This window comes from Mesorhizobium sp. M0909 (assembly GCF_040319515.1).
Lineage (GTDB): Bacteria > Pseudomonadota > Alphaproteobacteria > Rhizobiales > Rhizobiaceae > Mesorhizobium.
In genome coordinates this window covers 42,569-55,420 of the sequence record NZ_JAMYOA010000023.1, presented here as the reverse complement: position 1 = coordinate 55,420, position 12,852 = coordinate 42,569, and the positions used below count along the sequence as shown (strand labels likewise).

At 62.5% G+C, this 12,852-nt stretch carries 10 protein-coding genes and 1 other RNA gene; 2 read left to right on the top strand and 9 right to left on the bottom strand.

Annotation, left to right across the window (positions count from 1 at the left end):
• Nucleotides 1-46: 46 nt before the first annotated feature.
• The 4 genes from NKH83_RS26875 to mraZ are packed head-to-tail and all read right to left on the bottom strand — an operon-like array spanning nucleotide 47 to nucleotide 3,657.
• On the bottom strand, nucleotides 47-1,792 hold the full coding sequence (locus tag NKH83_RS26875) for a peptidoglycan D,D-transpeptidase FtsI family protein (protein ID WP_352808126.1): 1,746 nt from the start codon (nucleotides 1,790-1,792) through the stop codon (nucleotides 47-49).
• Complete coding sequence (gene ftsL, locus NKH83_RS26870; protein WP_254818995.1) at nucleotides 1,789-2,166, bottom strand: cell division protein FtsL; 378 nt, start codon at nucleotides 2,164-2,166, stop codon at nucleotides 1,789-1,791. The genes NKH83_RS26875 and ftsL overlap by 4 nt, the downstream gene beginning before the upstream one ends.
• A 4-nt stretch (nucleotides 2,167-2,170) precedes the next feature.
• Nucleotides 2,171-3,202: a 16S rRNA (cytosine(1402)-N(4))-methyltransferase RsmH gene (gene rsmH, locus NKH83_RS26865; RefSeq protein WP_352808125.1), complete on the bottom strand. Its 1,032-nt coding sequence runs from the start codon at nucleotides 3,200-3,202 to the stop codon at nucleotides 2,171-2,173.
• The gene (mraZ, locus tag NKH83_RS26860) at nucleotides 3,199-3,657 is read right to left on the bottom strand and encodes a division/cell wall cluster transcriptional repressor MraZ (RefSeq protein WP_254818997.1); all 459 of its coding nucleotides are present in this window, start codon (nucleotides 3,655-3,657) and stop codon (nucleotides 3,199-3,201) included. Before mraZ ends, rsmH begins: the two co-directional genes overlap by 4 nt.
• Nucleotides 3,658-4,062: 405 nt before the next feature.
• Between mraZ and NKH83_RS26855 the strand changes: the two genes are divergently transcribed.
• On the top strand, nucleotides 4,063-5,178 hold the full coding sequence (locus tag NKH83_RS26855) for a cystathionine gamma-lyase (RefSeq protein ID WP_352808124.1): 1,116 nt from the start codon (nucleotides 4,063-4,065) through the stop codon (nucleotides 5,176-5,178).
• A gap of 232 nt (nucleotides 5,179-5,410) precedes the next feature.
• Here NKH83_RS26855 and rnpB read toward each other — a convergent pair.
• The 5 genes from rnpB to NKH83_RS26830 form a co-directional block, all read right to left on the bottom strand.
• An RNA gene (rnpB, locus tag NKH83_RS26850) (RNase P RNA component class A) lies at nucleotides 5,411-5,809 on the bottom strand.
• Between the two features lie 59 nt (nucleotides 5,810-5,868).
• Nucleotides 5,869-6,612: a lytic transglycosylase domain-containing protein gene (locus NKH83_RS26845; RefSeq protein WP_352808123.1), complete on the bottom strand. Its 744-nt coding sequence runs from the start codon at nucleotides 6,610-6,612 to the stop codon at nucleotides 5,869-5,871.
• 184 nt (nucleotides 6,613-6,796) lie between these two features.
• Complete coding sequence (locus NKH83_RS26840; RefSeq protein ID WP_352808122.1) at nucleotides 6,797-7,564, bottom strand: N-acetylmuramoyl-L-alanine amidase; 768 nt, start codon at nucleotides 7,562-7,564, stop codon at nucleotides 6,797-6,799.
• Nucleotides 7,561-8,280, bottom strand: a complete 720-nt coding sequence (locus NKH83_RS26835) for a J domain-containing protein (protein WP_254819001.1) — start codon at nucleotides 8,278-8,280, stop codon at nucleotides 7,561-7,563. Before NKH83_RS26835 ends, NKH83_RS26840 begins: the two co-directional genes overlap by 4 nt.
• A gap of 247 nt (nucleotides 8,281-8,527) precedes the next feature.
• A complete protein-coding gene (locus NKH83_RS26830; protein ID WP_352644733.1) occupies nucleotides 8,528-8,734 on the bottom strand; it encodes a hypothetical protein in 207 nt (68 codons plus the stop codon).
• A gap of 174 nt (nucleotides 8,735-8,908) precedes the next feature.
• Between NKH83_RS26830 and NKH83_RS26825 the strand changes: the two genes are divergently transcribed.
• Nucleotides 8,909-12,784 carry a hydantoinase B/oxoprolinase family protein gene (locus NKH83_RS26825; RefSeq protein ID WP_352808137.1) on the top strand — a complete coding sequence of 1,292 codons (3,876 nt, stop codon included), beginning with the start codon at nucleotides 8,909-8,911 and terminating at the stop codon, nucleotides 12,782-12,784.
• Nucleotides 12,785-12,852: the final 68 nt, after the last annotated feature.

Sequence of the window (12,852 nt, the reverse complement as noted above, 5' to 3'; positions counted from 1 at the left end):
GTTCATCGCAACAAAATAGCGCGCAGTTGCCGGCGCGCCCGAAGAATCACTGATAGGAAACCAGCGTTGCACCATTTTCATGGCTGAAATCTGGCTTCACGCCAAGCATGGAAGCCGCACGTCGGATGATGTTTGCAGCCATGATGCCCGCGTTCGAGGCGGCCGTAGCACCCATGCCGGGCTTTTCCGGCTTCGGTTCGTCGGCGATCGTAAGCACTATGTATTGCGGATCGTCCATCGGGAAAGCTGCAACGAAGGCGTTGAAATTCTTTTCCTTCGAGTAGCGGCCGTTGACGACCTTCTCCGCCGTTCCCGTCTTGCCGCCCACCCGGTATCCTGGCACCCGTGCATTGCGACCGGATCCCTTTTCGGCATTGAGTGCATAGAGATAGCGCATGCCCTCGACCGTCTTGTCGCTGACCACTTTCTTGGCCACCGCCATCGCCTGCTCCTGCGTGCGAGGCAGGAAGGTTGGGTCCATCAGATAGCCGCCATTCATCAGCGCGGCGCAGCCGACCGCTGTCTGCAGCGGAGTCGTCGACACGCCGTGGCCGAAGGCGATGGTGATCGAATTGACCTGCTTCCAGACCTTGGGCTCGGTCGGCCGAGCGACTTCCGGCAGTTCGGTCTGCACCTTCTCGAGGATTCCCAGGCGATGCAGGAATTCGCGGTGTCCGTCGATGCCAACCGCTTCGGCTTCCTTGGCAGAACCGATATTGGACGAGTAGATGAACACTTCCGGAACTGACAGTATCCGGCCCTTGGCATGGAAATCATGGATGGTTTGATGGCCGATCCTGATCGGGCGCGACGCGTCGAAGCGGCTTTGCAGCGTTATCTTGCCGGAATCGAGCGCCATGGCGGTGGTGAAGCTCTTGAAGGTCGACCCCATTTCGTAGAGGCCTGCGGACATTCGGTTGAGCCGGTCCTTGTCCTGCGCATTATAGGGGTTGTTCGGATCGAAATCCGGAACGGAGGCCATCGCCAGCACCTCGCCGGTCTTGACGTTGAGCACGACGGCGCCCGCCGCGATCGCGTGGTACTTTTCCATGCCGGTGGCGACCTCGTCGCGCACGATATGCTGGACGCGCAGGTCGATCGAGAGCTGCACCGGTTTCAAATCCTTGGCCACCGCCAGGCCCGACGCCTGAAGGTCGCTCAAGCCTTGTTCGTCTATGTATTTCTCCATGCCGGAGATGCCCTGATTGTCGATGTTGGTGAGGCCGACAATGTAGGACGAGGTTTCGCCGGCCGGATAGAACCGGCGCTTTTCGGTGCGGAAGCCGAAGCCGGGGATGCCGAGCTGCATGATGTCGGCCTGCTGCTTCGGCGTCAGTTGCCGCTGCAGCCAGACGAAGCCGGCGCCGCTCTTCAGCTTGTTGTATGTCTGCTCGTAGTCGATCTCGGGAAGCACCGTCGACAGTTTTTCGATCGCCTCGTCGGCATCGACGATGCGGCGCGGCTCAGCAAACAGCGACGCCGTCTTGATGTCGGTCGCCAGCACTTCGCCGTTACGGTCGACGATGTCGGGTCGCGATGCCGTCACCCGGCTCTGCGGGCCGCCCGACAGGTCGGGATTCTGGAAACCCAGATAGACCAACCGCCCGGCAATGGTAGAATAGATGCCGAAGAACACCGCCATCGTCATGACGATGCGGGTCCTGCCCTTGCCACCGGTCGCCTTGCGGGCTCCTTCGACGACGATCGATCCGTCCGCACCGGGCTTCGAACCGCGCTTCAGCAGCCTCCCAACCTTTGGAAATCTGGTGGCGATTGGAAATCCGCTGATCATTGGATGATGCCTCCGGTCACCACGGGATCCTTGCCGCCGACATCGGCCATGCCGCCCAGCCGCTGCGATGAAAGGTCCTCGATGTTGACGGGCTTCGCCGGCAGATCGTCCAGCCCGACGATCTGCCGCGCATTGACCGGCTCGAGTCCGAGTTGCGATTTGTAGATTTCGGTGAGCTTTTGCAGGCGCGACGGCTGGGTAAGCAGGCTCCAGTCCGCCTTGAGCAGGTCGATCGTGTCCTCTTCATAACGGATCTGCGCCTGGATCTTGTGCACCGCCGCCAGTTGCTCCTCGGCCTCGCGCTTGGTCTTGTAGGTTAGGGCAGCCGCCGAGACCATGACGGCGATCAGGACTATGTCGCTGGTACGAAACACGTGCTCACCTCTCTCCCGGTCGATCGGCGCCGGGAAGCTTTGGGCCAGGCAGTTTTGGCAGGCCGAAAATCGAAAAATCGCCGGCACGCGCCGGCGCCTCTGTACGGATCGCAGCGCGCAGCCTTGCCGAGCGCGCCCGCGGATTTTCGGATATCTCGGCATCGCCAGGCGTCACGCCGCCGCCCTTCTTGGTGAAGGTGGCGGTGCGCGCCTGGGCCTCGGGCAGATGCCGCGATCCGGTCGCTGAATCGGCTCTGTCGGCGATGAAGCGCTTGACAATGCGGTCCTCCAGGGAATGGAAGGTCACCACGGCAAGCCGCCCGCCCGGTTTCAGCACGCGCTCGGCGGCAAACAGTGCCTTGGCCAGTTCGCCGAGCTCGTCATTGACGAAGATGCGCAGCGCCTGGAAAACGCGGGTGGCCGGATGGATCTTGTCTTTCGGCGCGCGACCGATATGCGTCTCGATGGCATCGGCAAGGTCGAGCGTGCGCTCGAAGGGGCGTTTTTCGCGACGGCTTTCGATCATGCGGGCGATGCGCCCGGCATGGCGTTCCTCGCCGAGAAAACCGAAGATGCGGGCAAGATCGCCCACCTTGAAGGTGTTGACGACGTCGGCGGCGCTCAGGCCCGCCTGCGCCATGCGCATGTCGAGCGGTCCATCGGCCCGGAACGAAAAGCCGCGCTCCGGCTGGTCGATCTGCATGGAGGAGATGCCGATGTCGAGCACGACGCCATCGGCACTTTCAACCTGCTCGTCGAGCATCGAGAACGGTGCCTGGACAAGCCTGAGCTTGCCGCCGGACTGCTGTTCAAGGGCCCGCCCCGCCGCGATCGCATCCGGATCGCGGTCGATGGCGACGACCGAGGCTCCACTTGCCAGAATGGCCTTGGTGTAGCCGCCGGCACCGAACGTGCCGTCGACGATCACCTCGCCTTTTGTCGGGGCCAGCGCCTCCAGAACTTCGGCAAGGAGGACCGGAATGTGGCGGGCTGGTCCGCCAGCGGCATGAACTTCATCGCCGTCGCCCGCCATCATTCCGGCCGCTCCCCGGGCTTCGTCCCCTGCCGAAGCTGCAAAAGCCGGGCGCGTGCTTCCGTCCCATAGGCGCTGAGCCGTCCGGGCTCCCAGATCTGAAAGAAATTGCCGCGGCCAACGAAGGCCACTTCCGCTGAAATGCCGGTATGCTCGCGAATGAAATCGCTCATCGTGATACGGCCGTCCTGGTCGAGCTTCAGAAACGTTCCATCGCCATGGCAGAAGAACGACATGTCGTCCGCCGTCTGCAGGAACGGGTCTTCCTGGGCGATGCGCTGCTCGTAGCGATCGAGCAGGTCGAGCCCACCGACATCCATCGCCGGGCGATCCAGGCAGCGTAGCGCATAAAGTTCCGAATAGCCGCGTTTCTGCACAACGGCACGGAAATGCGCCGGCACGGACACCCGTCCCTTCGCATCGATCCTGTTCACCGCGTTCGACAGAAACCGGTCCATTACGCGTTACGGCCGCTTGCGCCGCCGCACCCCTCTGCATCTTCCTGTCCGCGCCGCCCCAGCCCGGTCGGCGTCCAAAACCCACTTCGTTATGACGGGCGAACGCAGGCAAACGCGCAGCCGCCGCGGCTGCCCGATTGGCGTACGCTTCACCCTGACACGGAACGAAGGCTTGAGTATCGGAATGGGATATCATGGGGTGTTATGGGCGTCAACGGGAACAGTCTTCAAAACGCGCCTGCCACAACTGGGGAGAGCAGCTTTGACGGCACTCCCGTCTTTATCGTCTATTAAGCCTAACGAAGCGTTTAGAGCCGTGTGGCCCACCGGAGCCGACTTGCTGCGGATCGCTGCCGCGCATAGCCTCGGCATCTCCTTTTCCGGTCAGTAACGAGGTTTGAAATCATGTCCGATACAGCCAAGTCACGCGCCGCAGCACTTCCCCATCTGCGCCGCGGCGGGCTGGCCAAGGGCGACCCGATCCCCTTGCCCCTGACCATGGCCGCCATCTTTCATGCGCCCGGCGACGCCACCGGCTTCGATCAATATGGCCGCTTCAGCAATCCGACCTGGGATGCGGTCGAGCACATGCTGGCGCATTTGGAGGACGCCCCATGCGTCGCCTTTCCCTCGGGAATGGCTGCCATCTCGGCGGTATTTTTCGGCCTGCTCAAAGCCGGCGACCGTATCCTGCTGCCGTCCGACGGTTATCATACGACGCGAGCGCTGGCAGACCGTTTCCTGAAAGCCTTCGGCGTTGCCTACGATGTCCGGCCAACGTCGAGCTTTCTCGACGGCGGCTTCGACGGCTATCGGCTTGCCTTCGTCGAAACACCCGCCAACCCAGGACTGGACATATGCGACATCGCAGCCGTCGCCGAAGCCGTGCATAGAGCGGGTGCGGTGCTTGTGGTCGACAACACGACGATGACACCTTTCGGCCAGCGCCCGCTCGATCTCGGCGCAGATATCGTCATTGCTGCCGACACCAAGGCACCAAACGGCCATTCCGATGTGCTGTTCGGCCATGTCGCCAGCCGCGACGCGGACATTGTCTCGAGGGTGACCGACTGGCGCGAGACGTCGGGCGCCATCCCCGGGCCGTTCGAGGCATGGCTGGTGCATCGCGGCCTCGAAACGCTGGACGTGCGCTTCGACCGCATGTGCACTTCCGCCGAAATGATAGCGCAACGGCTGAAAAACCATCGCGCTATCAGCGGCTTGCGCTTTCCGGGACTGGAGAGCGACCCATCGCACAATCTTGCCCGCGCCCAGATGGAGCGCTTCGGCTTTCTCATCTCGTTCGTGCTCGCCTCGGAGGACAAGGCCGAGGATTTCATCAACAATTGCGCCTTGATGCAGGCCGCGACATCGTTCGGCGGCGTGCACACCTCGGCCGAACGGCGATCAAAAAGGGGAGATGCCGTTCCGCCCGGCTTCGTTCGCCTGTCGGTCGGCTGCGAACCGGTAGAAGAGCTTTGGCAAGCGATCGAAGCGTCGCTAGATGCAATCGGTGGCTGAGCCGGCGTCGATCTTGCGCCGGCCGTGGAGGACGCGAACGATTTCGATCGCCTCTTCGACGACACGATACAGGGTGAGGTATTCGCCGACGATCAGGTGACGGATGCCGGGCGCGATGTCTTCGCGCGCGCACCTGAGAAGGGATAAGTGGCCACTTGCTGCCAGCGGGCTTCGATCCGATCGAGCAATCGATCGGCCGCAGCCTCGCTGTCTCGCGCGACATGGGTAGAAAACTGCCAGCTGGCCTGTAAGCCGGGTTCTGTATGGCCCTCGCCCCTTGCGGGGCGAGAACGCGGCGGCCATTCATCTTGGGCGCATGTTGCCATGCGCCTCACGCAACCTACCCGGACGGTGAGCCGGAAACAGCCCTCGAGGGTTTCCCCTCGCACCGTCCCTATTCGGTCTTGCTCCCGGTGGGGTTTACCGTGCCGCTCCTGTTGCCAGTCGCGCGGTGGGCTCTTACCCCACCCTTTCACCCTTGCCACGATTGGATCGTGGCGGTTTGCTTTCTGTGGCACTTTCCCTGGGGTCGCCCCCGCCGGCCATTAACCGGCACCGTGTCTCCATGGAGCCCGGACTTTCCTCACCCGCAGCCTTTCGGCTTCGCGGGTGCGGCCGCCCGGCCAGCTGGCAAGGCGTATAAAGGGGTTCGGGCCCGAAAACGCAAACGAAAAAGCAAGTTATCCCTTGTCAGGCGGGCGCTCCAAGCGCTGCCAGTTGCACCTTGACCTTGCCGCAATAGGCTGCGGACACCGGGTTCATCCGTGTGGCGGCGTGGCCGGCATTGTATTTCAGGATCGTGCCGCAGGTCGTGCCGCCGCCGAGATCCCGCGCCATGGCAAGGTACTTCATGCCGTATTTGATGTTGGTATCGGGATCGTAGAGACCCTGAACCGAACCGCTATAGCCCATCATTCTTGCCGTCGCCGGCTTGATCTGCATCAGGCCGATCTCGCCAGCGCTGCCGACCTGGTTCGGCTGGTAGTTGCTTTCGATCTTGATGACGGCATTGGCGAGCGACACCGGCACGCCATAGCTGGCGGCATAACGCGCAATGATCGCCGAATACTGTCCGCCGCCGTCGACAACCGCCGCCTGGGGCGCTGGCCTGCTCTTCGGAGCGACTGACGCCGTTGCTATGCGGTCGATGCGTTTGCGGTTACGCTTCACATGCTGTTTGGCGATTGTCTTTCTCGCAGCGGTTGGCCTTTTCGCGGAGACTGGCTTTTTCGTCCTTACCGGGGCCGCTTTTTCCACTTTCGCGATGGCGGTCTTCTCTACTTTTGCACCACCCTTCGGCATGGCGGTTTTGCCGGCTGCGGCACTGAAGCCCTGATCGGCCCGCTGACTCAACGGTGCGCTGTTTGCCGCACTGAAGGCAAAAGTCATTACGCCGGCAGCAATGGCTGCCGTTAAAACGGTCAATTTCTGCATGTGATCCTGTTCTGTTTGATCCGCACAAAGAACTTCGCGCAGATACCCTCAATCAACATCGGAACATCTGGGGGATAGACGTCCGACAATCTGTACGGATCGCCTTTGACGACGGAATTGGCGCCAAAGAAGGCGACGCAAGTCACTTTGAGTAACAGATTGTAACTTTTAATCTGGCAAAAGGTTATTTGAGAGAGGCTATCCTTGCGGAAGCGAGCAGCCTTTCCAGCGTGCGGATCGTCGATCCGTCAGCCACGCCGTCGACCAGGCGCTGCCGGAAATGCCGTTGAAATGCCTCGACCACGATTTCGGTCTGCCGGTCGAAAGCGCCGGTGATCTCGACGCCATAACCATAAAGCGCCAGCATCGACTGCAGTGCCTCAACATCGGCGCCGGTATCGCCTGGCTTCAGCACGGCGCCGCGCCGGATCGGTGCTGCCGGCACAACATGGCCGATGCCCGCAGCAAACAAGGCTTTCCATGGAAATTTCTCGCCCGGATCGACCTTGCGCCCCGGTGCCACGTCGGAATGGGCGAGCACCCGCTGCGCCGGAATGGGATGGCGCTTGACGATGCCGGCGCACAGGCCGATCACCGCGTCGATCTGCGGTTTTGGAAAGTTGCGATAGCCGAGCGTATGCCCCGGATTGACGATCTCGATGCCGATCGAACAGGAGTTGATGTCGCTCTGTCCGAACCACGAGCTCTTGCCGGCATGCCAGGCGCGGTCGCTTTCCCTTACCATCTGAACAATGCGGCCGTCCTCATGGACCAGATAGTGCGACGACACCTCGCTTGCCGGATCGCACAACCATGCCTCGGCAGCGGCCCCGGTTGCCATGCCGGTGTAGTGCAGCACGATCATATCGGGTCCGGGCGTCCCGCGCCGCGGTCCGAAATTCGGCGATACCCTGACCTCGGCGCTCGGCTCGTCGGGCGGAAAGCCGCTCATGCGTGCCGCAGGCCTCGCTCGATCATTTCATAGGCCGCGTTGATCGCCGCCAGCCTGGTCGTTGCGATCTTGATGAATTCCTGCGGCAGGCCGCGTGCGATCAGCCGATCCGGATGATTGTCGGAAACCAGCTTGCGGTAGCGCCTGCGGACCTCGTCGAACGGCTTCCCACGCTCGATGCCGAGCACGACATAGGGGTCGGCGGCACCCAGATCGACATGCCGCGCCAGGATGCTCTGGTAATGCGCCTCATCGATGCGAAAGATCTCGGCGATGCGATGCAGGAATTCGCCCTCGCGCTCATGCACCAGCCCGTCGGCCTTGGCAATGTGGAACAGCCCGTCGAGTATATCCTCGAGCATCAGGCAGTTGGTATGGCCCGAACCGCAAAGCTGCGCCATCCGCTCGGCATAGGTCTCGAAACCGGCAATGTCGCGTTTGGCCAAATCGTACAGCCGCGCCACATTGCGCCTCTGTTCCTTCGGCACCTCGAATATTTCCTGGAAGGCGCGCACCTCGTCTTGCGTGACGATGCCGTCTGCCTTGGCCATCTTGGCCGAAAGCGCGATCATCGCCACCGAGAAGGCAACGCGCCGGCGCAAATCGGCATCGCCGGAGAAAACCGTACGCACGGCTTCGACCACTTCGGCGACGCCTGACGACGCTGAAGATGAAACGCGTGTGACGAAGTCGCCGAGGCGGTCCCAAATCGACATGGGGGCTTCATAGGGCCAACCACCCATCGCTATCAAGCCAAGACAGTGCCGCAGGGGCTGGCCCAATCGATTTGGCGCAATGCCTGAGGCGGCTGGCGCTAGTGCTTGCCCATGGAAATCGGCAGACGGAAACCGCTGCACGCAAACCCGCGTCGTCGCACTCGGCCACAATGCGCGGGTATCGTAAGCAGCAGAAAGGCCGGCGTGTGAGGCCGGCCTTTCTTGGTTGTCACGTTGACTACTGCGACTACTGCGCCGGGGCAGCCGGCGCAGGCGCCGGAGCCGGAGCCGGCTCGGCAGGCTTGTTGGCGTCAGGAGTAGCCGGCTTCATCGTCTGGTCGGATGCCGGCGGGTTGGTGCTCTGCGTCGTGGTGTTGTCGGTGCCGCTATCGCTGCAGGCCGCAACGCCAAGCAAGGCAAGCGCCGAGACCGACGCAAGAATGAGTTTCTTCATGATATATCTCTCCTCTAATCACGCCACCGTTACCGGCGACGATCGAGGGCACAATGCGTCAGATCATGATGAGTTTCGTAACGTTGCGTTTCCGCGTGTAACATCAAGCGCTTGGCCGTACAAAGCGTTGAGCACTAACAGGATGCCTAAATGAAAATGCCCGGAGGCGCTGCCATGACCGCAAAATGGGATTTCTGGATCGACCGCGGCGGTACCTTCACCGACGTCATCGGCCGGGACCCGCAAGGCGGGCTGCATCCAAGGAAACTCCTTTCGGAAAATCCCGAAGTCTATGCCGATGCAGCCATCCAGGGCATTCGCGAACTGCTCGGCGTCCAGCCCGGCGCCCCGATCCCCTCCGCGCTGATCGGCGATGTCAAGATGGGCACCACGGTCGCCACCAATGCGCTTCTGGAGCGCAAGGGCGACCGCGTGCTGCTGCTCATCACCAAAGGCTTCCGCGATGCGCTGAGGATCGCCTATCAGGCCAGGCCCGATATCTTTGCCAAGCAGATCATCCTTCCCGAACAGCTCTATGAGCGTGTCGTCGAAATCGACGAACGGGTTCGCGCCGACGGCAGTATCGAGCGCCTGCTCGACATTGCTTCCGTACGCCCGGCTATTGAGCAAGCCAAGGCGGACGGCATCGATGCGGTCGCGATCGTCTTCATGCATGCCTGGAAACACCCCGAGCACGAAAAGGCCGTCGCCAAAGTCTGTCGAAAGCTCGGATTCTCCCAGGTCTCGGTCAGCCACGAGGTCTCGCCGCTGATCAAGCTGGTCGGCCGCGGCGACACCACGGTGGTGGACGCCTATCTTTCGCCGATCCTGGCAAGGTATGTGCAAAGGGTGGCAGGGGAACTGGGAGTTTTCTCCCCCCTCGAGGGGGAGATGGCCGCGCAGCGGCCAGAGGGGGTCATCTCAGAAGGCACCGCCAGAACGTTGAGCACTGCCGCAACGACCCCACCCGGCGGCTTCGCCGCCACCCTCCCCTCAAGGGGGAGGGAATCTCCTCGCCTCATGTTCATGATGTCGTCGGGCGGCCTCACCGCCGCCGATATGTTCCAGGGCAAGGATGCGCTGTTGTCCGGCCCGGCCGGCGGCGTCGTCGGCATGGTCGAGACGGCAAAACTCGCCGGTTTCGGCAAGGTCATCGGCTTCGACATGGGCGGCACCTCCACCGATGTCGCCCACTATGATGGCGACTACGAGCGCGCCTTCGACACCGAGGTCGCCGGCGTGCGCATCCGTGCGCCGATGATGCGCATCCACACCGTCGCCGCCGGCGGCGGCTCGATCCTGCATTACGAGGCCGGCCGCTTTCGCGCCGGGCCGGATTCGGCCGGCGCCAACCCCGGCCCGGCCGCCTACCGGCGCGGCGGTCCGCTGGCCGTCACCGACGCCAATGTCATGCTGGGCAAGCTGCAGCCCGAGTTCTTCCCGGCTATTTTTGGACCGGGGCAGGACGAACCGCTCGACGTGCAGACGGTTCGCGAAAAATTCACGGCCCTTGCCGCCGAGATCGGCGACGGCCGCTCGCCGGAAGCCGTCGCCGAGGGGTTCGTCACCGTCGCCGTCGAAAACATGGCCAACGCCATCAAGAAGATTTCCGTGCAGCGCGGCTACGACGTCACCGAATACCTCCTGAACTGTTTCGGCGGCGCCGGCGGCCAGCACGCTTGCCTGGTTGCCGATGCGCTGGGCATGGAGGCGGTGCTGATCCATCCGTTCTCCGGCCTGCTATCGGCATACGGCATCGGCCTGTCCTCTGTATTTGCGTCACGCCAGCAGGCGCTGCTGAAGCCGCTGGTGGAGGACTCCGGGGCGGCGATCGATGAACTCATCGCAACGCTGCGCAAAGCCGTCATCGACGAACTCGCCGCACAAGGCATCGCCGAAGACGCGGTCGCCTCGAAGCCGGTGCTGCAGGTCCGCTATGACGGCACCGATACTGCGCTGCCTGTGAACTTTGGTCACGGCTCGATCGCGCAGGCCAAGACGGACTTCGAATCGGCGCACAAGGCGCAGTTCGGCTTTGTCTACGACGACAAGCCGATGATCGTCGAATCGATCGGCGTCGAAGGTACCGACACCGGCGGCACCGGCCGCGATGAAAGCGATTCAGTTGTTGCAGATATGGCCGCAAGTCCTTCCGGGAAACGGAAAATCTTTGTCGACGGCGTCTGGCGCGACGCTGGCATCTTCCCTCGCGAAACACTGAAGCCTGGTAACAAGATCGCCGGCCCTGCTTTGATCATCGAGCCGAACCAGACCATTGTCGTCGAGCCGGGCTGGCAGGCCGAGATCACCGCCAAGGACCACGTATTGATGCGGCGCGTCGAGAAGAAGCGCCGGCACGCCGCACTCGGCACCGAAGCCGATCCAGTGATGCTGGAGGTCTTCAACAACCTGTTCATGTCGATCGCCGAACAGATGGGCGTAACGCTGCAAAACACTGCCTATTCCGTCAATATCAAGGAGCGGCTTGATTTCTCCTGCGCCGTCTTCGACCGGAACGGCGCGCTGGTCGCCAATGCACCGCACATGCCGGTGCATCTCGGCTCCATGGATCGCTCGGTGGAGACCATCATCCGGCTCAATTCCGGCGACATTCACCCCGGCGACGTCTTTGCGCTGAACGCGCCTTACAATGGCGGCACGCATCTGCCTGATATCACCGTGGTGACGCCTGTTTTTTCCCTCCCCCTTGAGGGGAGGGTGGCCGCGGAGCGGCCCGGTGGGGTCGTCTCAGGTGGCACCACAAGAACGTCGAGCACTGCCGCGGCGACCCCCTCCGCCGCCTTCGGCGGCACCTCCCCCTCAAGGAGGGAGGAACCCCTCATTCTCTTCTACGTCGCCTCGCGTGGCCACCACGCCGACATCGGCGGCACCGCGCCCGGGTCGATGACGCCGCTTGCCACCACGGTCAACGAGGAAGGCGTGCTGTTTGACAATTTCCGCATCGTCGATCGCGGCCGGTTCCGCGAGAAGGACCTGGAGACGCTGCTCACCGACCACCCCTACCCGGCGCGCAATCCGCACCAGAACATCGCCGACCTCAAGGCGCAGATCGCCGCGAACGAAAAGGGCGTCGCCGAGCTGCGCAAGATGGTCGCGCATTTCGGCCTCGATGTGGTCGAAGCCTACATGGGCCATGTTCAGGACAATGCCGCCGAAAGCGTGCGCCGCGTGCTGGAGCGGCTGCCCGACAGTTCCGAATACGAATATCCGACCGACACCGGGCAAAAGATCACAGTGAAGATCACTATCGACCGGCGGAAGCGCGAAGCCACCGTCGACTTCACCGGCACGTCGCCGGTCATGAAGAACAATTTCAATGCGCCAGAGCCGGTCGCCCGAGCCGCGGTGCTTTATGCCTTCCGCGTCATGGTCGAAGACAACATCCCGATGAATGCCGGATGTCTGCGGCCGATCAACATCATCATTCCCGACGGCTCGATGCTGAAGCCCACATATCCCGCGGCAGTCGTGGCCGGTAATGTCGAGACCTCGCAACATGTCACCAACGCGCTGTTCGGCGCCATGAGGGCGATGGCCAATGCGCAAGGCACGATGAACAATCTCACCTTCGGCAACAAGCAGTACCAGTATTACGAGACGATCTGCTCGGGCTCGCCGGCCGGCCGGATGAACGACGGCCGCGGCTTTGCCGGCACCTCCGGCGTCCACACCCATATGACCAATTCGCGCCTGACCGATCCGGAAGTGCTGGAACTGCGTTTCCCGGTATTGCTCGAGGATTTTCATATCCGCGAAGGCTCCGGCGGCAAAGGCAAATGGAATGCCGGCGACGGCACCAAGCGCATCATTCGCTTCCTCGAAAAGATGGAATGCGCGATCCTGTCCTCGCATCGCAACCGACCGCCGCAAGGCCTGGACGGCGGCGGCGACGGCGAAGCCGGCTCGACCAAGGTTCGCCGCAAGACCGGCGCGATCGAGACGCTGAAAGCCTGCGATCAAACGGTGCTCGACGCCGGCGAGGCAGTCATTGTGATGACACCCACCGCAGGCGGATTTGGCGAAGCCTGAACTCGCATCAACAGGTTGTCACCGGCCTGTCATCCACCTGGGTTACCCGCTTGCGGCAAAGCAAACGG